Raw genomic sequence first — 21,538 nt, 5'->3', positions numbered from 1 at the left:
CGGCTCGCCAGTCGAGGCCGTGGAAGAGGCGCACGCGTCGCGAGCTACGTCACGGGGTTTCCCCGTTCAAGCCCGACATGTGTTCTCTCGCTGTCGGCCCAGCCACAGAAGCCGGCTGGCGAAGTGCGCAGGTGTGATGAAGATCATGGCACTGCGTTAGTTTTATCTCCTTAGCGCTTAAAGGTCAAGCATCCATTTCCTTGACACAAAGTATCTTAATGCTGATATTCTTTGGCATGACCTAATTCACATTTCGGTCGTTTCTACGGCCTGCGTGACAAGTCGCAAACAACGTCGACGGCCAGCACGAGTGGCTATAGAGATTGGTGGACCCTGAGGATGACAACGCTGAGCAGCGCGGGCATCGTGGACCGGCCGGCCGGTACGAATCCTGATGGATTCGTCCCCTCTGGCGGCTTCGAACCGGGTATGGACATGCTGGATGAAATTTATGTCGGCGGGGTCTGGGCTCGGGGAGCAGGTGCGCCGATCGAGTCCGTTGATCCCGCAACCGCCGAGGTCTTCGCAACTCTCCATGGCGCCACTGTTGAAGATGTAGATGTGGCCGTCGCGGCCGGCCTTGCGGCCATCGAAGAGTCAGGCTGGGCCCGTAAGATGCCGCACGAACGTGCAGCTGTGTTGCACCGGATCGGTTCGGCTATCGAAGCCAACGCGGCCCGGATCGCTTTTCTGCAGACCCGGGACACGGGTAAAACCCTCAAAGAGACGCGAGCGTTGGCAATGAGCGCTGCGGCCACGTTCCGTTTCACCGCGTCGGCCCTTGAAACCATGGAGGATTCACTAACGCCGCCTCGCGGGGATTACTTAAGCATCTCCACCTATGAACATATCGGTGTGGTGGCTGCTATTACGCCGTGGAACTCCCCGATTGCCAGTGACGCGCAAAAGGTTGCCCCCGCGCTTGCCGCCGGCAACGCCGTCGTGATCAAACCCCCGGTATGGGCACCATGGGTGTCGCTGCTACTCGCCCGGATCTGCGACGAGTCCGGACTTCCGTCGGGTCTGCTTTCGGTGCTTCCGGGCCCGGGGCGGACCGTCGGGGATGCGTTGGCACGGCACAGGGATGTCGGCAAGGTCTCCTTCACCGGCGGCACGTCGACCGGCCGGCAGCTGGGCCATATCGCAGCCGAGAAAATCATGCCGATCACGCTGGAACTGGGCGGAAAATCGCCGACCATAATCTTTTCGGACGCGGATCTGGACCAGGCCGTCGCCGGGGTGCTTTACGGCATCTTTTCCTCCAGCGGCCAGAGCTGCATCGCTGGTTCGCGGGTGTTCATCCAGCGCGCCATCTACGAAACAGTCCTGGCGCGCCTGGTCGAAGGTGCGAAAGCCCTGCGGGTGGGTCCTGGAACCAATCCGGACACGCAGGTTGCACCGCTGGTTGCCCACGCCCACCGAGATTTCGTTGAAAAGGTGGTCGAGGACGCACGGTCCGCCGGGGCACAGGTCCTTTGCGGCGGTGCACGGCCTAGCGAGCGGGAACTACAGCAGGGCGCATACTACCTGCCGACCATCATCGCCGGTGTGGCGAACTCAAACCTGATCTGCCAGGAGGAGATCTTCGGTCCGGTGGCAGTCGTCCTTCCCTTTGATGATGAAGCTGATCTGCTCACCCAAGCCAATGACAGTGTTTTTGGTCTCGCCTGCGGCGTCTGGACGGCAGACTACCGGCGGGCATGGCGCATTGCTCGTGCCGTTGCTGCCGGCACCGTCTGGATCAACACGTATAAGCAGTTCAGCATCGCTACCCCCTTCAGCGGGATCAAGGAAAGCGGTCTGGGAACCGAAAAAGGGAGGGACGGTATCCGTTCCTATATGCGCCAGAAGAGCATTTACGTGGATCTTTCCGGAACACCTTTGCCGTGGGCCGGCGCATGAAATCCGCAGCAGTTATCGATCCATCCCCGATGAAAGGCAAGTCAGTGAGTGCTCACCCGTATAGCCCGGCATACCAGGCCGGAGGTTTCGGCTTTGTATCCGGGGCGTTGTCCGTTGATGAAAACTACAAGCCCGTCAGTGGCCGTCTCGAAGCCATTGAGGCCGCTGCAACCAGGCTCTCGGAGCGGCTGGGAACCATCGGCATGTCCCTGCAGGACATCGTCAAAACCACCTACTTCGTCACGGACCTGACCTTGCGGGAAGAGGCCAACAGCCACTATGAACGGCTCTTCAGTGAGCCCCGGCCAGCCCGGACCTTCGTAGAGGTTACTGCTCTGCCGTACGGTGCGACGGTTGAAATTGAAGCCATAGCGCACCGGGGCGAGGAGTGAACAATGACTATCGCCACTTTGGACGCACGGGGAGCGGAAGAATCATCCCGGCCAGTTGCCAACAGTGACCGGGCCGTCAACGAGGAGCCATCCGCACGGACCCTGAGGGTACAGCAGAAGACCTGGGAAGCAGACGGGGTCACCAGTGTCACGTTCGCTGATCCCTCCGGGGCGAGATTGCCCCAATGGAAGCCAGGTTCGCACCTGAGTCTTCATCTGCCCAACGGGCTGATACGCGAGTATTCGCTGTGCTCGAATCCGCTGGATCCGACCAGCTGGACAGTGGCTGTCCTGCGGACGCCTGATTCACGCGGCGGCAGCCAGTTGGTCCACGATGGCCTGCCGGTAGGGTCTTTGCTCAAGGTCGAAGGCCCGCGCAATAACTTCGCGTTGGAAGATGCTGGACGCTACGTACTGGTCGCTGGCGGGATCGGCATCACACCGATCATCTCCATGGCGCGGGAGCTTCAGGCGGCAGGGGCGGACTGGTCGCTGCTCTACACCGGCCGGTCCCGCGCCACTATGGCCTTTCTGTCTGAGATCGTGGCCCTTCCTCGAGACCGGATTACCATCCACGCTGATGACGAGGCCAACGGCAGTTACCCTGACCTGGCCGCGGCGGTCGGAACCCTCAGCCCCGATGCGCTGGTTTACGCCTGCGGTCCGGAACCACTGTTGAGGGCTGTTGCCGGGGCCATGCAGGACGAAGCCCAGCTCCGGATCGAGCGGTTCAAGGCACCGGAGAAGGCCGTCGTCGCGAGGGAAAACGAATCAGCGTTTGACGTGGTGTGCAACAGCAGCGGCCAACGCATCCCTGTGAGGCCTGATGAATCTGTCCTTGATGCTCTCAACAACGCCGGCATAGACGTTCCCAGCTCATGTGCGGAGGGAATCTGCGGTACGTGCGAAACCCGTGTCATCAGCGGCGACGTGGAACACCGTGATTTTCTCCTCAGCCAGGCTGAGCAGGCCGCAAACAAGTCCATGTTCGTGTGCGTCTCGCGTTGCCGTTCGGCCGAACTGATCCTTGACCTCTAAACCCTAGAAAAGTAAGAAGGTAGCCCCATGAATTTCTTTGCAGCAGAGCCTGTGTGTAAATTGCGGTCTCTTCGGTCAGTGTCCTTGAAGGTACCGGAAACGGCGCGTGCCAAGGATTTCTATCACGAGGTCTGGGGCCTTTCCACCGTTGACGAAGACAGTGACCGTTTCTGGCTCCGTGGGACCGGCTCGGAGCACCACATTCTGAAGCTGGAAAAGGGCCAGCAGAATGCTCTCGGCGGCGTGGCCTTCGCCCTCGCTACGCCCCACGAGGTGGACCAGGCCGCAGTTAAGCTCACCGCTCTGGGGATTCCCCTCTTCCGCGAGCCAGGACCATTGGACGACGCTGCGGGCGGTTACGGCCTGCAGCTGGTTGACCCTGAGGGAAGACTTGTTGAACTTTCCGCTGATGTTCACGCCGTCCTCAACCAAGAGCCTGCGGGGCGGCGGGCCATCCCACGCAAGATCGCCCACGTCGTGCTGAACACTATTGACATTGACCGGGCTACGGCGTTCTACACCCAAGTTTTGGGGATGCGGGTCTCGGACTGGTCCGAGCATCAGATGTCATTTCTTCGGTGCAATTCAGAGCACCATGTCATCGCTTTCAATCAGGCCCCCTGGACAGCGGTCAACCACGTGGCCTACGAAATGCAGAGTATCGACCATTTCATGCGCGGCATCGGGTCACTCAAAACCCACGGTATTGCCCCCCAGTGGGGTCCGGGCCGCCACGGTCCCGGGGATAACACCTTCTCCTACTTCACCGATCCCGCAGGCCTTGTTTGTGAGTACACCTCTGAAGTGGCGCAGGTTGATGAAGACAGCTGGCTGTGCCGTACCTGGAAGCGGACTCCCGAGCTGTCGGACCAATGGGGAACCGCCGGGCCGCCCACCGTAAATGTTCGCACCGCTATGGCCGGAATCCCCGATGACGGCTACCGCTCGCTGGTTGTTCCGGGTAGCGCCGATTACTTCACCGTCCCCTCGGTAAATGCAGCAAGCCATGCAGTTGCCCACTGAGGTAGCTACCACCACCGGAAACCTGGACAGCCGTATTTCCCTCCACAACGTATCGCTGGTGGTCCGCGGTGAAGGAGCGCCTGTCTTCCTGCTGCATGGCATCGGGGGAAATGCCTCGTCTTGCGGGGCGTTGGCGCAACTGCTCAGTGAGGCCGGTTACCGCACGTTCTGCTGGGATGCGCCCGGCTACGGGGAATCTACGGATCCGCGGGGACCGGTGGACCACTCCGGGCTCGTCTTGCAGATTTTGGCTTCCCTCGCCGTCGGACCCGCCCACCTGATCGGGACCTCGTGGGGAGGAGTTATCGCCACTAAAGCGGCAGCACAAGCACCGGATGCTGTCCGCTCTCTGGTTCTAGCGGACAGCACCAGGGGTTCGGCTGTTACCGGGGATTCGGCGGACAGGATGTTGGCGCGCATCCCGGAACTAGCCGAATTGGGGCCAGAAGCCTTTGCCGGCCGACGGGCTCCCCGGCTTCTCTCGCCCTCAGCGGATGCTGTCACGGCCGCGGCGGTCAGGTCCGAAATGGCCGCGGTCCGGCTTCCTGGTTACACGGCCGCGGCAACCATGATGGCAGCCACCGACACATCGGATGTGCTGCCGTCTCTGCAGGTACCGTCGCTGGTCCTGGTCGGCGAAGACGATGTAGTTACCGGCGTGGCTGAATCTCGGATCCTCGCTGAATCCATAACAGACGCTTCTTTCAAAATCGTTTCCCGCGCTGGCCATGCCGCAGTGCAGGAGAAGCCCGCAGAGATGGCGTCATCGATTCTAGAGTTTTGGAAGAGGCTTTCATGACACGGTTGATAGTAATCACCGGCTCTGGACGCGGACTGGGGTTCAGTATCGCTGAACGGCTGGCAGCCGGAGGTGATCGCATCGTAATTGCTGAGAAAAACGCCGAGATCGCAGAACATGCAGCAGTCACGCTGCGGGAACGCGGCTTCGATGCTACGGCAATCATTACCGATATTGCGGACAAGGCCTCCGTTGCCGCCTTAGCCGATGCCGTCCGGAAACTGGGCGGGGCAGATGGTCTTGTCAACAATGCGGCTCTTGCTGACGGGGTTGGCGGTGACACCTTCTGGGACCTTGAAGAAGATTTCTTCCAGCGGGTCATGAGTGTGAACGCCTTCGGTACATGGCTGGTGAGCAAGCACTTCTATCCGCAGCTGGCACAAAAGCAGGCAGGGGCCATCGTGAACGTCGCTTCCGACGCCGCGCTGTATGGCTCGCCGCGTCTGGTCCACTATGTCGGCTCCAAAGGAGCCGTCTTGGCGATGACCCGGACCATGGCCCGTGATGCGGGAGCAGCCGGGGTCCGTGTAAATGCTGTCTCGCCGGGCCTGATCAGGGTCGAGGCAACCGAATCCGTGCCGTCCTCCCGCTACCGGCTTTACGGGGAGAACAGGGTGCTGGAAAGGGACCAGGTGCCCGAGGATATCTCAGGGGTTGTCCAGTTTCTGCTCTCGGACGCTGCGGCGTTCATCACCGGTCAGAACATCGTGGTGGATGGCGGCTTTGTCATGGGGCATTAAGACGGTCATCACCGGCTGAAACATCCCCCATTCCCAAAACTACCCACGATGCCGGGCTCCGGCTGATGATCAAGGAGACCAACAGATGGATCTGCAATTAATGGACCGCACCGTCATTGTGACCGGAGCGAGTTCCGGGGTCGGGCTGGCTACCGCCCGTTACCTGCTCGCAGAAGGCGCCAAAGTAGCTGCTTGCGCCCGGGATGCCGGGCGCCTCGCGGCAGCTTTCGATCAGTGTGTCTGGACTGATCGGGACTCGATCTACCTGGCTAGCTGCGACGTCACCGACCGCAAAGCCACCGACGCATTTGTTGCCGGGGCCTTGGAGAACTTCGGGGCTGTTGACGGGCTGGTGTGCAATGCCGGCCGTTCCCTTATGGCCACGTTGGATGAGACGGCTGACGAACAGTTCCGCGAAGAATTCGACCTCAAGATTTTCGGGGTGTTGAACATAGTGCGCTCGGCGCGGGCTGCCCTGGCAGCGTCACCGCACGGCTCAGTGGTTAACGTCAATGCCATCCTGTCCCGCCAGCCTGAGCTGCGCCTGGCCGCTACTTCAGCCGCGCGTGCCGGGTTGTTGAACCTGAGCCACTCACTGTCTGAAGACCTCGCCGCGGACGGTACCCGGGTCAACTCAGTGCTGCTCGGATTGATCGACACCGGCCAGTGGCGCCGCCGATTCGAGCAATCAGGCAGCGGGCTGGACTTCGCGGACTGGAGCGCCGAGATCACCAAAGACCGGGGGGTAAAACTGGGCCGCTTCGGCACAGCTGAGGAAGTCGCCTTCCACATTCTCACCCTTCTATCCCCGCTAAGCGGCTATACAACAGGAGCCACGATCGATGTCGGCGGCGGTGTTGGCCGCTATGTGTAAGGCGCCTGCCATCTGGCTCACATTGAATCGCCTGCCCAGCCTTGATCTACGAAAGAGATGAGTCATATCCATGGAACAAGGAACGAAAATACCCCAAAACCCTACCGGCGGTGACATCCTCGTCCGGGTCATGCGCAGGCACGGCGTTGACACCGCTTTCGGGGTGATCAGCATCCACAATCTTCCCCTGATCGAGGCCGTGGACCGGGAACTTAACTTCGTCGCCGTCCGCCATGAAGCTGCGGCCGTGAATGCGGCGGATGCTTACGCGCGCGCTTCGGGCAAGTTCGGAGTAGCCCTGACCAGCACCGGGACAGGTGCCGGCAACGCTGCCGGGTCGATGGTGGAGGCACTGACTGCAGGCAGCCGCGTGCTACACATCACCGGCCAGATTGACAGTGAATTCCTCGGAAGCAACCGGGGAGTGATCCATGAGGTCCCACGCCAGCTGCAAATGCTTCAGGCAGTATCGGGCTACGCACGGACCATTTTCAACGCCAAAGATGCCGAAGCGGACCTGGAGGAAGCTATTGCGCACCTGCTGTCCGTCCCGCATACTCCGTCCAGCCTGGAATGGCCCATTGACCTTCAGTACCTGGCCCTGCCAGAGGACCAGCGACCAGCGGACCCACCCAGCCGGCCTGAAGTCTCCATCGACCATGAAGCCGTGGCCGAAGCCGTTGAACTGCTCTCGCAGGCCAAGAGGCCCCTCATCTGGGCAGGTGGCGGGGCCGCAGGTGCCGGTACGGCTCTCGCAGAGCTGCTGCACCGCCTCGGGGCCGGGTTGCTGACCAGCAATTCAGGCAGAGGCGTGGTGCCCGAAGACGACGATCAGGTAATCGGAAACTTCGCAACCACGCCCGAGGCGCTGGCACTCCTCGAAGACGCGGACGTGCTGCTGAGTGTTGGAACGCATTTCCGTTCCAACGAAACGAAGCACTACTCTATGGCACTGCCCAGCACGCACATCCAGCTTGACATTGATCCTGCCGCCATCGGCCGTGTCTACCCGGCTGATGTCGGGCTGGAGGGGGATTCCCGAATCCTGCTCGAGCAGATCGTCAGGAAACTCTCCGCCCCCTGCGTCGAGACGGGCTGGACCGAGCGGGTGCGCGCGACGCGCCGGAACGTCCGTGCCGCCCTGACCGAATACATCGGCGGGTATGCCGAGATCTGCGAAAGCCTTCGCCGGCGGCTTGACCGCGAATCGGTGATCGCCCGGGACGTGACGATCCCCTCCAGCCAATGGGGCAACCGCCTGCTGGAAATCTACTCTCGGGAAACGAACATTTTCCCGCTCGGCGGCGGGATCGGTCAGGGACTCGCCATGGGCATCGGCGCCGCCTGCGCCCGGCCCGGGATCCCCACAGCGGTGATCGTCGGCGACGGCGGACTGGCGGTCCACCTCGGTGAGCTCGCCTCCCTAGCAGGTTCGGGTGCCTGGTGCGTAGCCCTGGTCTTCAATGACAGCGGCTACGGAGTCCTTCGGAACATGCAAAAGGCCAACGGCTTCGCCGAAGCCGGCGTGAACCTTCACACACCGGACTTCGATCTGTTGGCCCAATCACTTCACCTGCCGTTCTGGCGGGTCCGTGGTTCCGGACAGTTCGACCAGGCGCTGGAGGAAGCGCTGGCAGTCCGAGGACCGGCGGTAATCGAAATTGACGTCACGGCCCTGGACCCAGCCCCGGGAGCGTTTGTGCTGCCGGTGCATATCCCCAGCCGGAACCACTAAAGGACGAAGAGGAAAAATGGCACACACAGAACCACCGACTCTGGACAGTCCACAAGCGGACACACGGCAGATCCGGCACCGGGTCGTCTGTCTCCACAACGGCTCCGGAGCCGGGGAATGGTACACACGGCAGGTGGCCGCCTACGATGCCCAAACCTTGGATGGCAACGATCTGGGTGCCACCGCCCCAGAAGACCAGCTTGAAGGATGGGTCACAGCTGCTGCCGCAGCGCTGCGGGACGGCGGGGTCACCCCGGTGCACCTAGTGGCTTCCGGCCGTACCGTCTACGGCACGATCGTGCTCGCCGGCCGTTATCCCGAGCTGGTCAAAAGCATGATTCTCGGTGACCCGGAGGTTGACACCTCCATCGAGGGATATGCCCATTCGCTCCAGCTCGTTCAAGCCCCATCGCTGGTTATCGCCGCCGCGCCGCAGGCAGACACCGACATCGCCAAGCCCCAGAGCATTGCCGGCGGCATCGACAATGGGGTCTTCGTCATTATCGAAAATACCGCCGTCCCCGCACACCGAACAAGGGCTGACTCTTTCAACGAGTGGGCCACATCATTCATGAACATCGCCGAAGGCCTGCACACCTTCGCCGAATCGGAGGAGGATTTCCGTGACTGAACAATACCTAGAACCGAATCAGGCCCGCACCGGGCGTGTGACTCCCTACGAGAAGAAACTCGCCGGGGCACTCAGCGAGATCTTCGCTGGCGGCACAAAAGATCTGCCGCGAGTGGTTGCAGGTTTGAACGGCCTCGGTCTAAATGCTCCGGATGGCAGCCCGTGGGACGAAGCCCGTTTCCGCGCCGAAATGCGACGATTGGGAGAATAAGAAATGACAACTACAACACAAACCGCACGCCCCACCGGCGGCAAGAGCAAGACAAAGAACGTCGTCGGCGTCCGCCACGAAGTCGATGCCAAGGAACTGGCAGTGATGGGCTTGCGGGACCGCTGGTACCCCGTCTACCCCTCCCGTTTCGTCGGCGTTGGGGACATGGTCAAGGTCAAGCGCCTGGGCGTGGACTGGCTGCTGTTCCGCGACGCCACCGGACGTATTCGTATGCTCGAGGACCGCTGCCCCCACCGCAGTGCCCCCCTCTCGGTCGGTCAGCACCTCGGAGACCGCGTGGCCTGCAAATATCACGGAGTACAGGTCGATGGAAACGGTACGGTAATTTCCGTTCCTGGCATGCCCGGATGTGCCCTCGAAGGCCGAACCGTCACGACGTCGCTGGCAGTTGCAGAAGCAGCCGATACCATCTTTGCGTTCATGCCACTGACAACTGATTCCGAGGTAACGGAGTTCAAGCTGCCGGACCGCTTGGCCAATCCGGAAATTTCCTGGTTCTCGAACTTCGCGGAATGGAAGGGGCCCTGGCGTTTCTACATGGACAACGTCCTGGATCCGATGCACGGCGCTTTCCTTCACCGCGACTCACACTCAATGTTCGGCGGAGACACCAGCGCCCGCTTCCGCATCCGCGAAACCGACCGTGGCTTCTTCTTTGAGAAGACGGACCAGCGCGGCGTGAACTTCGACTGGGTCGAGTACTGCCGCGAAGCCATGGACTACGTCGATCTGGAAATCCCCTATGCCGAGTCCGCAGGACCCGGCGGGACTTTTGGCATCGTCGGCATGGCCACTCCCATTGATGCAAACAACTCGGCAATTTTCCATTGGCGCACCCGCACCGTCTCCGACTGGGAGCGCGACGTCTGGCGGTTCATGTACAAGACGACCCTTGAAGAAAAACACTGGGCAGTCTTGGAACAGGACCGAGAAGTCCTCGAAGCTCTCGCCGCCGACGCTGACAAAGACGAACACCTCTATCAGCACGATCTCGGCGTCGCACGGATCAGGCGTGTATACGAAGCCGACGCTGAAAAGCAGGCCGCCGTCCTCAGAGGGGAAGGCCTTTAATAGAGCCTCCGAAAGTCGGAATGTAATTGGCAATCCGACTTTCGGGGGCCGCCAACCTCCTCTCCCGCTAAGGCGCTGTAGAGCGCGTGAAAGCACCGGTAGTTCAGAGTGCGAGCGGAACTAACTGCCTACTATCAAGACTTGAAGGACATTATGAAGTCAGCACGCACCTGCCGAGTCGGAGTTATCGGTTACGGCGCCATCGGAGTACCCGTCGTTGCTGGGATTACCAAGGGACGGGTCGCAGGGGCTGTCTTGGAAGGGGTCATCTCCCGGAGCCTGCTAAGCAGTGCCCCGGTGAAGCAGCTCACCCTGACGGAGGCTCTGGAATGCTGCGACTTGCTGGTTGAATGTGCAGGTCAGGAAGCACTCGTCGAACACGCCGAGTTTGTCCTCCGCGCGGGTGTTGACCTGCTCGTGACGTCGGTTGGTGCCCTGGCGGATAGAGAATTCTCAAAGCAGCTCAACGCCGCCGGGCCCGGGCGGCTCTTCCTGACATCTGGCGCAGTTGGCGGCCTCGACCTTTTGTCCTCAGGCGCCCGGGCGGCAGGCTATGACAGAGTCACGATTACGACGACGAAACTGCCGGACTCCCTTGTCCAGCCCTGGATGAACGAGGCTTTGGTTGAGGAGATACGCAATGCTCGTGGCCCACTGGACATTTATAAAGGATCGGCCGCTGAGGCCGCGCTGTTATTCCCCAAGTCCCTAAACGCTGGCGCCGCCGTTGCCATCGCTGTTAACAACTGGGACGCTGTGACGGTCAGAGTAAGGGCAGACCCCGCGGCGGAACTGACCAGCCACGTCATCGAAGCTTCTGGAAACATGGGGGAATACCGGTTCGAAATCCGCAACAAGCCTTCTGAGGACAATCCGAGGACAAGCGGTGTAGTACCGTTCGCCGTACTACGATCTCTGGACTCCATTATCGGTGGCCGGGGTGGGTTGATATGAGTGCAGGAACCGCCTCGAACTACAGCCTCCCGCATCGGGCAGTAAGCGTTTCAGGAGCCTCGGCCAACCGCTTCCATCGCATTGACATCAAAAGCGACCACCGATGCCTCCGCCTTCTTTAACAGCGCTGCGAGTTGATCGAGCTCCGATGGTGTCAGACCGCTCAACATTTGACGTTGCTTGTCTAAATGCTTTCCGAATGCCTCATCGATAACAGCCTTACCATGTGCGGTCAGCTGGGCGTACACAACCCGACGGTCTTCGCGGGTCCGAACTCTCTCGATGAGGTTCTGCTCCTCCATCCTGTCCAACCGGAAAGTAATACCACCGGTCGTGAGCATGGAGGAGGTCGCGAGCTCGCCGGCCGTCTTCCGGTGCGGTGGCCCGGAGCGGCGCAGATTGGCCAGGACGTCGAAGGACGCAAGTGTCAGACCGTACGCATCAAAGTAGGAACTTTCGACAGCGCGGACCTGATTGGCCAGCCGCAAGAGCCGCCCGAGGACGCCAATTGAGCTCGCATCCAAGTCCGGCCGTTCACGCAGCCAATCCGCCAGAATGCGGTCAATGGCGTCGGCTTCAGTTGAATCGTCAGGCATGGACCCGTCCTTTGGATGTAGGTGATGCATCTAAACATTGAGCTTTTCAGCAATCAATTAACTCAGTCTAGTTCCACTCAAGGTCTTGTTACTTAGTTCAATTTACCTTAGTGTTGAGATAGTTAGAGTTGAGGGAGTCACTCCTGAGCTTTGCTGCCAATTTTTGGTTTACATCGCCCCAGTCAGAGAGGTTTAACAATGAGTGAAACCGTAAGTGCACCGACAACAGATCTCGAAGAGCTCATCGATTCGTCTATCGCGTCCCGTGAGAGCCGTGTTGTTGACTTTGACACTCTGAAATTCCAGACAAAAATGGGAGACAAATTCCGGCGTGGCCAGGTCCGTTACATCGGCTCCGGGGCTACCGGGGACCACTCGGACGATAACAACATCCTCCAGGCCGAGCACTTCACGTTCTCTAACATGGTTCTGCCGGCCGGGTGCGTAGGACCGGAGCACACTCACCCTGACGTCGAAGAGGTGTTCTTTGTCCTCGAGGGGCAGGTGGAGTTCAGCGTCCACGATGTCGAGGACGGTACAAAGACGGCCAGTCGTGTTTTGGGCTACCGCGACCTGATTCGCGTTCCTGCAGGCGTTCCCCGGAGCCTTCGCACCGTCAGCGAAGATGATGCGCTGATCTGCGTAATCATCGGTGCGAAAAAGCCGGAGATTCCCTTCTACCCGCCGACCTCCGAGATGCACGGAGTCACTCGCTAAAAATGTTCTCCGAGAAGCGCGGGTACAAGTTTGAGCCGTACCCGCGCATCCGGAGTTCCGGTTGAACAGCCGACTCTTTGCGCACCGTCCGGGCACCGGATACCATGTGAGACGTGTCACCGAAAGGTGGCACGTGCTTATGATCTGCGGCGGGAGAGCCCTGCCGGTACGTTTTAGCAGGCGCCGTAGGAGCAAATCCTCCCCAGGAATCTCTCAGGCCCATGTACCGCCGCGGCAAGGCAACTCTGGAAAGCAGCCCGGGCAACCGGACTCACCGACGGTGCAAGCGTCCAGCCGCGAAGGCGGGGTGGCGCGGAAACTCTCAGGTCCAATACAGAGCGGGGAGGAACCGAATCATCGTGGCGCGTCCGCGCCACCTGAATTATGGAGTTCCTCATGACCCTGGTACCTGAAGGCCGTAAGCTGCTGCGCGTTGAACAGCGCAACAAAGCCGTCCCGGTCGAACGCAAGCCCGAGTGGATCAAGGCCAAGGTCCAGATGGGCCCGGAATTCGTGGGCCTGAAGAACCTCGTGAAAAAGGAAGGCCTGCACACCGTCTGCGAGGAAGCCGGCTGCCCGAACATCTTCGAGTGCTGGGAAGACAAGGAAGCAACCTTCCTGATCGGCGGCTCCGAATGCACCCGCCGCTGCGACTTCTGCCAGATCGACACCGGCAAACCCTCCCCCGTGGACATGTTCGAACCCACCAAGGTCGCCCGCTCCGTCCAGGCCATGGCCCTGCGCTACGCCACCGTCACCGGCGTCGCCCGGGACGACCTCGCCGACGAGGGCGTCTGGCTCTACGCCGAAACCGTCCGCAAGATCCACGAACTGAACCCCGGCACCGGGGTGGAACTGCTCATCCCGGACTTCTCCGGCAAACCCGAACACATCAGCGCGATCTGCGACTCCGCCCCCGAGGTCTTCGCGCACAACGTCGAGACCGTGCCCCGGATCTTCAAGCGCATCCGCCCCGCGTTCCGCTACGACCGCTCCCTGGACGTCATCACCCAGGGCCGGGACGCCGGCATGGTCACCAAATCCAACCTGATCCTGGGCATGGGCGAAACCCGGGCCGAAATCTCCGAAGCCCTTACCGACCTGCACGCCGCGGGCTGCGACCTGATCACCATCACCCAGTACCTGCGCCCCTCCGAACGGCACCTGCCCGTGGACCGCTGGGTCAAACCCCAGGAATTCGTCGAGCTCGCCGCCGAAGCCGAGGACATCGGCTTCCTCGGCGTCATGTCCGGACCCCTGGTCCGCTCCTCCTACCGCGCCGGACGCCTCTGGGCCACCGCGATGCGCAAAAAAGGCCGCGACATCCCCACCCACCTGGCCCACATCGCCGACGGCATCCAGGACTCCGGCACCACCCGCCAGGAAGCCAGCACCCTCCTCGCACACCACGCGACGGCCTGATCCGTAAGGACCCCAGCATGTTCCCCACCCGGATTGAAATCATTCCCTCGGACGGAATCGTCGAGAAGGTCCAGGCGACGGTGCCTGTATCCACAACACTCACCGTTACCTGCTTGCCCCATCACGGCATTACGCGAACCATGGAGGCTTCCCTGAAGCTCAGCCTCCTCGGCTACAACGTGATTCCGCATCTCTCGGCACGCGGGCTGGAGGACCGGGGCAGCTTTCCGGCATCCTCCGGGACTGCGAAGGTGCGGGGATCACCGAGGTCTTCGCCGTTGGTGGAGACGGACCGCGAGGTGCTGGCCCCTACGAATCGTGCCTTCACCTCGTGGAGGATATCGCCGAATACTCCGGCGGCAGGATTTCGGCGGGCATCGCCGGCTACCCTGAAGGTCATCCTTCCGTGGGCGGGCTGGACCTCTTGGATGCCCTGTTGGCGAAACAGCATCTGGCCACGCACGTTGTCACACAGATGTGCTTCTCCTCACCCAAGGTCCGGGATTACACAGCGCTCCTGCGTCGCGAAGGGGTGGAACTGCCGGTGTGGGCCGGAGTGGCCGGGGCGGTTCCCCGGACCAAGCTGCTGGCCCTGGCAACCCAGATCGGCGTCGGGACGTCCCTGAAGTTCCTCAGCAGCAAGGGAACTCTCGCCCGCCGGCTCTTGAGCGGCGACAGGTACTCACCGGAGAGCCTCGTCTCCGAACTCATGGCCCACGCGGACAGCGTCGCGGGAATCCATCTCTACAGCTTCAACAGGCTGGACAGGCCCACGTGGGAACCAATGGACCTGCCCGATCCTGCGGCCAACGAACCAGCCTCCGCGTAGCCGGCGGGCGGCCTTAACTGGTTCCGGGGACCCCTAGCTCCCCGGGACCGAAATCACCGCGACCGTCTTCTGGGCGTCGTCCCGCAGTTCCACGCCCGAGATCCCGGCGAGCTGGACCGGCGTCGCGCCCGTCACCTTGATGCGTCCGCTGGACGTCGCGGTCCAACCGCACGCCAATTCCTCGTTGCCGTCGCGGCCCTTGACCCACAGGTACATGGTGCCCTGCAGCGGCATGCTACGGCCTTCCAGTTGCAGCTCGGTCCCCCACGACTTCTTGACGAGCCCCACTGTGAGTTGCAGGCCGTTGTCCGTCTGCACCGAGTAGCTGGCGTCAGGCTTGGGCGGCTGGTTCAGCAGCGGCCCGGCGAGGACTCCCAACCCGAGGCAAGCGGCGGCCACGGCACTCACCAGAGCCGTCCACCGGCGTCGGGACTTCCGCCGCCGCGCTGCCATTTTCAGGAGGATCGGCTGCGGGAGCGTTTCCGAAAAGGTCCGCAAAAGTGAGCGAGCGTCGGAAGTGGGTTCGACGGCGGGGCGTCCGACCGTGAAAGGCGCAGCGGATTGCCCAGCGGCAGGGCGCTCGACGGCAGGGCGCTCGACGGCGGGGCGCCCGGCGGCGAGCGCGACGGCGTCGGGCACGGGGACGGCGTCGAGAAGGGCCGGAAGGCTTTCCAGCTCGCCAAGCTCGCGTCGGCAATCAGCGCAGAATTCCAGGTGCTCCTCAAAGGCCCGTGCCTCGTCAGCCTCCAAGCCGCCAAGCAGGTAGGCGCCCAGCAATTGGTGAAGTCCTGTTTCGTTCACCGCTGCACCCCCATTTCGTCCAGAATCGTGCGAAGCGCCCTGACGGCGTAAAAGGCCCGGGATTTCACGGTTCCGCTGGGGATGTTGAGCCTCAGCGCGGCCTCGTTCACCGTGAACCGTTCGTAATGCAGAGCTATCAGGACCTCCCGGTGCTCAGTGCTAAGCCGCAGGAGGGCTTCTTCCATGAGGACCCGGTTGAGGAGCTCGTCAACGCGTTCGGTGGCTTCCCCCGGGTCCGCCATGTCGCGTTCGGCGGCCTCGGCGGGCCGCCGCTGGGCCTTCCGATAATTATCGATGATGACGTTGCGGGCAGTGCGGAACAAATAGCTGCGGAGGCTCCCGGTGATCTGAGGCGCGTGCTGCCAAACCCGAAGGATGGTTTCCTGCACCACATCGTCAGCCAGATGTGCGTCCGGCGTGCAGCTCAGCACGAAGCGGCGCAGGGCTGTGCCGTGGTCGCGGTAGATCGCGGCCACGACGTCCTCGTCGAGCGGCATCGGCGCCTCCTGTCTCCTGTCGGCTTCCCCTTCTCCAGCGATACGACGTGCCTGACACGAAAAAGGTTCAGCCCTGTGAACCATTCTTCACCTCACGTCGTCGTACGGGTTAGTTTCCGGCACGCCAACGGCCGGTCCAAGCAAAGGAGCACACCATGAAGAAGCAACTTGGCACCGGTCTGGGCGTCCTCGCACTGGCCATTGTCCTTAGTGCCTGCGGAGGCAGCCCGGGCACTTCTACAACTTCTACAACTTCATCAAGCCCGGCGAGCTCAAGCGCCGCGGCGCCGAGCCCGACGGCGACGAGTCCGGCACCGTCGTCGAGCGCTTCTGCTGAGGCTTATGACCTGGAGGTTGCAACGTCGAGCGCCGGCAAGATTGTGGTGGGCGCCAACGGCAGGAGCGTGTACTTCTTCACCAAGGACGTCAAAGATTCGGGCAAGAGCGCCTGCACCGGAGGCTGCGCCACCTCGTGGCCAGCCGTGACAACGACGTCGAGCAAGCCGACGGCTGAGGACGTGAGTGGAACCCTCGGCACCATCCCCACGGCAGACGGAAAGATGCAGATCACCATCAACGGAATGCCCATTTACTACTTCGGGCAGGACAAGGCCGCCGGTGACGTGAAGGGCCAGGGCGTGAACAGCGTCTGGTACCTGGTCAGCCCGTCCGGTGACATGGTCAAGGGTGGCGGCACGGGCTACTGAAACCCTCGCTCACCTTTGAGCACCAAACAACAAACGCTCCTTCAGATCTGTCCGGCCAGGCCGGCAGATCTGAAGGAGCGTTTGCCTTGGAAGGCTCAAAGGTGAGCGAGCGTTTGCCTCAAAAGCCCTAAAGGTGAGCGAGCGTTTTTAGGCGTCTTCGAACTCGACGGCCGCGATGATTTCCTTCGTCTCCGGGTGGATCATGAAGGCTTCGTCGTCCTCTTCGATCATGATGTAGTTGCCGTGGTCCGTGGCGAAGTGCCAGGCGAGGATCGTCTCGCCGTCGTGCTCGTAGTTGGGATCGCCCATGGTGATCTTCTCCAGCTCGTAGCCGGCGACGTCGCACAGTTCACGGATGATGAGCTCGAATTCAGGGGCATTTTCGAGTTCGGCTTCGGCGGCCTCGGCCTGGCGCTCTTCGAGGTTCGGAATGAGGGCGACGCGCTCGGCGATGTGGGCCTTGCGCTGCTCTTCGTCCAGGTAGAGGACGCCATCCTGGCTGCGGAGCCACGCTGCGTTGAGTTCGATGATGTCCTCGGTCTCCAGGAGGGATTCGAATTCACCGTCGAGGGCTTCGAGTTCGGCCACGGCTTCCGCTGCCACTTCCGACTCGTCAAGGTCGCCGTCCAGGTACGCCTCTGCGTCGTCCTCGGACAGGGCGTCGAATGCTGCTGCGGTGCGGTTGAACAGCTCAAGGTGGCCGGTGGCGCCCATGGCTTCGAGGCCTTCGCGGACAAACGTGTCCACCTCTTCGCGCTCCGGGACGGTGAATACGTACTGGGCGAAGCCGCCGGCCAGTGCCTGCGTCAGGTAGTAGTCCACAAAGTAGCTGCGCAGCGCGTTGGTAGCGATTTCCTCATGGTTGAGGAGCTCCTCGTACATCTCGTTGACCACGGTGACGTTCGCGTCCACAACGTCTGCGTTGGCGGCCTCGATGCTGTCCTTCGTCAGAATGACGGGGTTCTCAATGCTGGTCATGGGATTTCCTCACTGCTAGGAAGCTTGTGCTCTCCGGACCCTTTCAACGTACGCGGGGGCGGTAGTCGGGCAGGCTAGGCCGAGGTGAACGTCCGGCAAAGTTTCAGCGCCGCTCGCGGCTGACTAGGATTCATAGATAGCCTCCTGCCGAAAGTAGCCCCAAAGAATGCCTTCCCACTCAGACGACTCCTGGGAACTGGCGATTCAGACACCCGCCATTAACGACCGCTCCTTGGCGGCCGGCCTCGCCTATGCCATGGGAAGCCGGGTCAGCAGCATCACTTTCGACTCGGCCACAGGTTTGATGATGGGCAAGGTCCGGGGCAGTGGCCCATCAGCGTATTCGACGTCGGCCAAACTGGTCCGCAAGCCCGGCGGCTGGAGCTGCACCGTAGGGGTGTGCAGTTGCCCCGTCCGCAAAGACTGCAAACACGTGGCGGCCCTCCTCTTCGCCGCCGAGGACCATCCTGCCGTGAGGGCTCAGCTGCTCAGCGCCCCCGCGTTCGGACAGACGGCCCAGACCAGCGGAACGGTGCAGCGGCCGGCGTGGGAACAGGCCCTCAGCAAGCTCATCGCCACTCCGGGAACCGCCCCGCAAGGCCAAGGCCTCCCCTTGGCGCTGGCGTTCGAGGTGGAAGAGCCTGCCCCGCACTTCTCCTACACAGGCCGGCGCGATCCTCTCCGAAGCGTGCGCCAGCTCAAGGCGCGCCCGGTGATGATGGGAGCCAAGGGCAAGTGGATCCGCGGCGACGTCTCCTGGACCAACCTGAACTACCTCAGCTACAAGCGCGAATTCAACGAAGCCCACATCGACTGGATGCAGAACTTCCTTGCGGCGCATTCCACCACGGACTACCGGCAGCTCACGTCCAGCATGTGGATGTTGCTCAATGAATTCGCTGGCAAGAACTTGTGGAACCTTCTGGCCGAAGCCGCAAAAGTGGGGGTCGCGCTCATCCACTCCGGCGGTGCTGAACCTGTCCGCATTGCCGCGGAGCCCGCCGTCGTCGGGCTTGACCTCAGCCGGCCCGACGACGGGCTGCAGCTGGCGCCGTCGGTGACCTTGGGCGGGAACGCCCTTGATCCGGCGACCTTGGGCTTGATCGGCCGCCCGGCGCATGGCTTGTTCTTCACTGGCCCTGGCGAGGGGCATCTGCCCGGCGTTTCGGCCCCCGAGAATCTCATCACGTTAGCCCCGCTGGAGGGCGGCGAGTCGCAGGAACTCCTGGACTTCGTCATGGGCGCGTCCCGGCTCCAGATCCCGGCCGAGGACGAAGAACGATTCCTCACGGCGTTCTTTCCGAAGCTCAAGCAGTCCACCCGGGTTACGGCGGCGGACCATTCCGTGGAGTTGCCGGTCCTCGCCGTGCCCACGCTGTCCCTGCTGGCAAACTACGGCGCTGACCACCGGGTGAGGTTGCATTGGGAGTGGCACTACAAGGCCGGCAAGCTCGTGACTGCCCAGCCCCTCTGGCGGCACCCGGACGATCACGGCTACCGCGACGACGCCGAGGAAGCGCGGATCCTGGAGATCCTAGGCCGGCCTTGGGACACGGTTGGCGCGCTGGGCGAATCCTCGAGCGGCGGATGGGGAGCCCCGCGGCTGGCGGCCTCGGTGGCGCTAGACGGGCTGGACACGCTGGCCTTCACCGAGGAGGTACTGCCCCGGCTCCGGGAACTGCCCGACGTCGTCGTGGACACCTCAGGCGAGATCGCCGACTACCGCGAAGCCACCGAGGCCCCCGTTGTCTCCATTTCGACCAAGGCGACGGACAGCCGCGACTGGTTCGATCTCGGCATCGTCATCACGCTCGAGGGCGAACCGGTGTCCTTCGCCGCAGTGTTTTCCGCCCTCGCCGCGGGCCAGAGCCGCATGCTCCTGCCAAGCGGCGCCTACTTCTCGCTGGACCTACCCGAGCTGCACCAACTCCGTGCGCTCATCGACGAGGCCAGGTCCTTGCAGGACAACCCGGACCGACACGGCACCCTACAGATCAGCCGCTTCCAGGCCGGGCTCTGGGATGAGCTCGCGCAGCTAGGGATTGTTGACGAGCAGGCGGCCGCATGGCGCGAGGCCGTGGGCGGATTGCTCGACGACGGCGTGACCGGGCTACCGCTGCCGGGCTCGCTTGACGCTGAGCTCCGTCCATACCAGCTGGAGGGCTTCAACTGGTTGAGTTTCCTGTACCGGCACAGCCTGGGCGGAGTCCTGGCCGACGACATGGGCCTCGGCAAGACTGTGCAGGCGATCGCCTTGATGTGCGCGGCGAAGGAGGAGGCCGCGTCTGCTTCCGGTGGGGTTGGCGTCGCCGACTTCGGCAAGGCGGGTTCGGGTGGTGCTCCCTTCTTGGTAGTCGCCCCCACCAGCGTGGTAGGCAACTGGGCCGCCGAGGTGCAACGATTCGCGCCTGGTCTAAGCATGAAGACCATCGGAGAGACCTTCGCCAAGAGCGGCACGGATCCACAGGAAGCCATGGCCGGAACCGACGTCGTGATCACTTCCTACGCGCTGTTCCGGATCGACTACGAGGCCTATGCCGCCAAGGCGTGGGCCGGGCTCATGCTCGACGAAGCCCAGTTCGTGAAGAACCACCAGTCCAAGGCCTACCAATGCGCCCGGAAACTCCCGGCATCTTTCAAGCTGGCCATCACGGGAACGCCGCTGGAAAACAACCTCATGGAATTCTGGGCGCTGACCTCCATCGTGGCGCCCGGGCTGTTTTCCAGCCCGCGCCGCTTCGCGGAGTACTACCAGAAGCCGGTCGAAAAGAACGGCGACAAAGCCCAGCTCGCCAAGCTCCGCCGTCGGGTCCGTCCGCTCATGATGCGCCGCACCAAAGAGCAGGTCATCAAGGACCTGCCGCCCAAGCAGGAGCAAGTGCTGGAAGTGGTCCTCAACCCACGGCACCAAAAGGTGTACCAGACCCACTTGCAGCGTGAGCGGCAGAAGATCCTTGGGCTCATCGACGACGTCAACAAGAACCGCTTCACGATCTTCCAGTCGCTCACCTTGCTCCGGCAGTTGAGCCTGGACGTTTCCCTGGTGGATGAATCCCTGTCCGCTGTGCGCTCGTCCAAGCTGGACGTGCTGTTCGAGCAGCTTGAGGACATCGTCGCCGAGGGGCACAGGGCGCTCATTTTCAGCCAGTTCACTGGATTCCTGGGCAAGGTCCGCCAGCGTCTTGAGGAAGAAGGTACGGAGTTCTGCTACCTCGACGGCAGCACCCGGAACCGGGCCGACGTCGTGAGCGAATTCAAGAACGGCGCAGCGCCCGTATTCCTCATTTCCTTGAAAGCCGGCGGGTTCGGCCTGAACCTGACAGAGGCCGACTACGTATTCCTGCTGGATCCATGGTGGAACCCGGCCTCCGAGGCACAAGCCGTGGACCGGACCCACAGGATCGGGCAGGCCAGGAACGTAATGGTCTACCGCCTAGTGGCAAAGGACACCATCGAGGAAAAGGTCATGGCGCTCAAGGCCAAGAAGTCACAGCTGTTCGCCGATGTCATGGAAGGCGATGCCCTGGCCGGCGGTGCTCTGACGGCGGAGGACCTGGCGGGGCTGTTCGCGGAGTAGGGCTTCTCCGTGTGAGAAATGAC

21 protein-coding genes and 2 riboswitches are annotated in these 21,538 nt (G+C 62.1%); of the genes, 17 read left to right on the top strand and 4 right to left on the bottom strand.

Annotated elements, in window-relative coordinates; all coding sequences use genetic code 11:
• The first annotated feature begins 339 nt into the window (after positions 1 to 339).
• The 12 genes from OW521_RS13910 to OW521_RS13855 all read left to right on the top strand — a co-directional run bounded on the left by OW521_RS13910 (position 340) and on the right by OW521_RS13855 (position 11,391).
• Positions 340 to 1,902: an aldehyde dehydrogenase gene (locus tag OW521_RS13910; protein WP_326493958.1), complete on the top strand. Its 1,563-nt coding sequence runs from the start codon at positions 340 to 342 to the stop codon at positions 1,900 to 1,902.
• 44 nt (positions 1,903 to 1,946) lie between these two features.
• Positions 1,947 to 2,294, top strand: a complete 348-nt coding sequence (locus OW521_RS13905) for a RidA family protein (RefSeq protein ID WP_268020219.1) — start codon at positions 1,947 to 1,949, stop codon at positions 2,292 to 2,294.
• A gap of 3 nt (positions 2,295 to 2,297) precedes the next feature.
• Positions 2,298 to 3,332, top strand: coding sequence for a PDR/VanB family oxidoreductase (locus OW521_RS13900; RefSeq protein WP_268020218.1), 1,035 nt, complete (start codon positions 2,298 to 2,300; stop codon positions 3,330 to 3,332).
• A 27-nt stretch (positions 3,333 to 3,359) separates the two neighbouring features.
• Entirely contained in the window at positions 3,360 to 4,355 is a 996-nt protein-coding gene (locus OW521_RS13895) for a VOC family protein (protein ID WP_268020217.1), read from the top strand.
• The gene (locus OW521_RS13890; RefSeq protein ID WP_268020216.1) at positions 4,339 to 5,154 is read left to right on the top strand and encodes an alpha/beta fold hydrolase; all 816 of its coding nucleotides are present in this window, start codon (positions 4,339 to 4,341) and stop codon (positions 5,152 to 5,154) included. The genes OW521_RS13895 and OW521_RS13890 overlap by 17 nt, the downstream gene beginning before the upstream one ends.
• Positions 5,151 to 5,894, top strand: a complete 744-nt coding sequence (locus tag OW521_RS13885; protein ID WP_268020215.1) for an SDR family oxidoreductase — start codon at positions 5,151 to 5,153, stop codon at positions 5,892 to 5,894. The genes OW521_RS13890 and OW521_RS13885 overlap by 4 nt, the downstream gene beginning before the upstream one ends.
• 85 nt (positions 5,895 to 5,979) lie before the next feature.
• Positions 5,980 to 6,768, top strand: a complete 789-nt coding sequence (locus OW521_RS13880) for an SDR family oxidoreductase (RefSeq protein ID WP_268020214.1) — start codon at positions 5,980 to 5,982, stop codon at positions 6,766 to 6,768.
• A gap of 70 nt (positions 6,769 to 6,838) precedes the next feature.
• Positions 6,839 to 8,503, top strand: a complete 1,665-nt coding sequence (locus OW521_RS13875; protein WP_268020213.1) for a thiamine pyrophosphate-binding protein — start codon at positions 6,839 to 6,841, stop codon at positions 8,501 to 8,503.
• A 16-nt stretch (positions 8,504 to 8,519) separates the two neighbouring features.
• Positions 8,520 to 9,134, top strand: a complete 615-nt coding sequence (locus OW521_RS13870) for an alpha/beta fold hydrolase (protein WP_268020212.1) — start codon at positions 8,520 to 8,522, stop codon at positions 9,132 to 9,134.
• Entirely contained in the window at positions 9,127 to 9,345 is a 219-nt protein-coding gene (locus tag OW521_RS13865) for a recombinase-like helix-turn-helix domain-containing protein (RefSeq protein WP_268020211.1), read from the top strand. Before OW521_RS13870 ends, OW521_RS13865 begins: the two co-directional genes overlap by 8 nt.
• 3 nt (positions 9,346 to 9,348) lie before the next feature.
• A complete protein-coding gene (locus tag OW521_RS13860) occupies positions 9,349 to 10,437 on the top strand; it encodes a Rieske 2Fe-2S domain-containing protein (protein WP_268020210.1) in 1,089 nt (362 codons plus the stop codon).
• 153 nt (positions 10,438 to 10,590) lie between these two features.
• Positions 10,591 to 11,391: an aspartate dehydrogenase domain-containing protein gene (locus OW521_RS13855; protein ID WP_268020209.1), complete on the top strand. Its 801-nt coding sequence runs from the start codon at positions 10,591 to 10,593 to the stop codon at positions 11,389 to 11,391.
• Between the two features lie 50 nt (positions 11,392 to 11,441).
• Here the strand turns inward: OW521_RS13855 and OW521_RS13850 are convergent, their stop codons facing one another.
• On the bottom strand, positions 11,442 to 11,987 hold the full coding sequence (locus OW521_RS13850; RefSeq protein WP_268020208.1) for a MarR family winged helix-turn-helix transcriptional regulator: 546 nt from the start codon (positions 11,985 to 11,987) through the stop codon (positions 11,442 to 11,444).
• A gap of 198 nt (positions 11,988 to 12,185) precedes the next feature.
• Between OW521_RS13850 and OW521_RS13845 the strand changes: the two genes are divergently transcribed.
• The 3 genes from OW521_RS13845 to OW521_RS13835 all read left to right on the top strand — a co-directional run bounded on the left by OW521_RS13845 (position 12,186) and on the right by OW521_RS13835 (position 14,955).
• Complete coding sequence (locus OW521_RS13845; RefSeq protein ID WP_268020207.1) at positions 12,186 to 12,704, top strand: cupin domain-containing protein; 519 nt, start codon at positions 12,186 to 12,188, stop codon at positions 12,702 to 12,704.
• A gap of 140 nt (positions 12,705 to 12,844) precedes the next feature.
• A riboswitch (glycine riboswitch) is annotated at positions 12,845 to 12,943 on the top strand.
• A gap of 1 nt (position 12,944) precedes the next feature.
• Positions 12,945 to 13,051: riboswitch (glycine riboswitch) on the top strand.
• 49 nt (positions 13,052 to 13,100) lie between these two features.
• Positions 13,101 to 14,126, top strand: a complete 1,026-nt coding sequence (gene lipA, locus OW521_RS13840) for a lipoyl synthase (RefSeq protein ID WP_268020206.1) — start codon at positions 13,101 to 13,103, stop codon at positions 14,124 to 14,126.
• A gap of 88 nt (positions 14,127 to 14,214) precedes the next feature.
• Entirely contained in the window at positions 14,215 to 14,955 is a 741-nt protein-coding gene (locus tag OW521_RS13835) for a methylenetetrahydrofolate reductase (protein WP_326494038.1), read from the top strand.
• Positions 14,956 to 14,988: 33 nt separating this feature from the next.
• On the opposite strand, the gene OW521_RS13830 is transcribed toward OW521_RS13835, so the two are convergent.
• Positions 14,989 to 15,756: an anti-sigma factor gene (locus OW521_RS13830; RefSeq protein WP_268020205.1), complete on the bottom strand. Its 768-nt coding sequence runs from the start codon at positions 15,754 to 15,756 to the stop codon at positions 14,989 to 14,991.
• Positions 15,753 to 16,253 carry a sigma-70 family RNA polymerase sigma factor gene (locus OW521_RS13825; protein ID WP_268020204.1) on the bottom strand — a complete coding sequence of 167 codons (501 nt, stop codon included), beginning with the start codon at positions 16,251 to 16,253 and terminating at the stop codon, positions 15,753 to 15,755. The genes OW521_RS13830 and OW521_RS13825 overlap by 4 nt, the downstream gene beginning before the upstream one ends.
• Positions 16,254 to 16,408: 155 nt before the next feature.
• Between OW521_RS13825 and OW521_RS13820 the strand changes: the two genes are divergently transcribed.
• Entirely contained in the window at positions 16,409 to 16,960 is a 552-nt protein-coding gene (locus tag OW521_RS13820; protein WP_268020203.1) for a COG4315 family predicted lipoprotein, read from the top strand.
• Between the two features lie 147 nt (positions 16,961 to 17,107).
• Here the strand turns inward: OW521_RS13820 and OW521_RS13815 are convergent, their stop codons facing one another.
• Positions 17,108 to 17,938: a DMP19 family protein gene (locus OW521_RS13815; protein ID WP_268020202.1), complete on the bottom strand. Its 831-nt coding sequence runs from the start codon at positions 17,936 to 17,938 to the stop codon at positions 17,108 to 17,110.
• 166 nt (positions 17,939 to 18,104) lie between these two features.
• On the opposite strand from OW521_RS13815, the gene OW521_RS13810 reads away from it, so the two are divergent.
• Positions 18,105 to 21,515 carry a DEAD/DEAH box helicase gene (locus OW521_RS13810; protein WP_268020201.1) on the top strand — a complete coding sequence of 1,137 codons (3,411 nt, stop codon included), beginning with the start codon at positions 18,105 to 18,107 and terminating at the stop codon, positions 21,513 to 21,515.
• The last annotated feature ends 23 nt before the right edge of the window (positions 21,516 to 21,538 follow it).

It is taken from the genome of Arthrobacter sp. MMS18-M83, assembly GCF_026683955.1.
Lineage (GTDB): Bacteria > Actinomycetota > Actinomycetes > Actinomycetales > Micrococcaceae > Arthrobacter.
Note: the sequence above shows the minus strand (reverse complement) of the source record. Positions and strands in the feature narration are given on the sequence as shown.

Bases quoted from the DNA above. Each gene is read 5' to 3' on its own strand.
- OW521_RS13910 (WP_326493958.1), top strand. From the start codon at position 340: ATGACAACGCTGAGCAGCGCGGGCATCGTGGACCGGCCGGCCGGTACG.
- OW521_RS13900 (WP_268020218.1), top strand. From the start codon at position 2,298: ATGACTATCGCCACTTTGGACGCACGGGGAGCGGAAGAATCATCCCGG.
- OW521_RS13895 (WP_268020217.1), top strand. From the start codon at position 3,360: ATGAATTTCTTTGCAGCAGAGCCTGTGTGTAAATTGCGGTCTCTTCGG.
- OW521_RS13890 (WP_268020216.1), top strand. From the start codon at position 4,339: ATGCAGTTGCCCACTGAGGTAGCTACCACCACCGGAAACCTGGACAGC.
- OW521_RS13885 (WP_268020215.1), top strand. From the start codon at position 5,151: ATGACACGGTTGATAGTAATCACCGGCTCTGGACGCGGACTGGGGTTC.
- OW521_RS13880 (WP_268020214.1), top strand. From the start codon at position 5,980: ATGGATCTGCAATTAATGGACCGCACCGTCATTGTGACCGGAGCGAGT.
- OW521_RS13875 (WP_268020213.1), top strand. From the start codon at position 6,839: ATGGAACAAGGAACGAAAATACCCCAAAACCCTACCGGCGGTGACATC.
- OW521_RS13870 (WP_268020212.1), top strand. From the start codon at position 8,520: ATGGCACACACAGAACCACCGACTCTGGACAGTCCACAAGCGGACACA.
- OW521_RS13860 (WP_268020210.1), top strand. From the start codon at position 9,349: ATGACAACTACAACACAAACCGCACGCCCCACCGGCGGCAAGAGCAAG.
- OW521_RS13855 (WP_268020209.1), top strand. From the start codon at position 10,591: ATGAAGTCAGCACGCACCTGCCGAGTCGGAGTTATCGGTTACGGCGCC.
- OW521_RS13850 (WP_268020208.1), bottom strand. From the start codon at position 11,987: ATGCCTGACGATTCAACTGAAGCCGACGCCATTGACCGCATTCTGGCG.
- OW521_RS13845 (WP_268020207.1), top strand. From the start codon at position 12,186: ATGAGTGAAACCGTAAGTGCACCGACAACAGATCTCGAAGAGCTCATC.
- lipA (WP_268020206.1), top strand. From the start codon at position 13,101: ATGACCCTGGTACCTGAAGGCCGTAAGCTGCTGCGCGTTGAACAGCGC.
- OW521_RS13825 (WP_268020204.1), bottom strand. From the start codon at position 16,253: ATGCCGCTCGACGAGGACGTCGTGGCCGCGATCTACCGCGACCACGGC.
- OW521_RS13820 (WP_268020203.1), top strand. From the start codon at position 16,409: ATGAAGAAGCAACTTGGCACCGGTCTGGGCGTCCTCGCACTGGCCATT.
- OW521_RS13815 (WP_268020202.1), bottom strand. From the start codon at position 17,938: ATGACCAGCATTGAGAACCCCGTCATTCTGACGAAGGACAGCATCGAG.
- OW521_RS13810 (WP_268020201.1), top strand. From the start codon at position 18,105: ATGCCTTCCCACTCAGACGACTCCTGGGAACTGGCGATTCAGACACCC.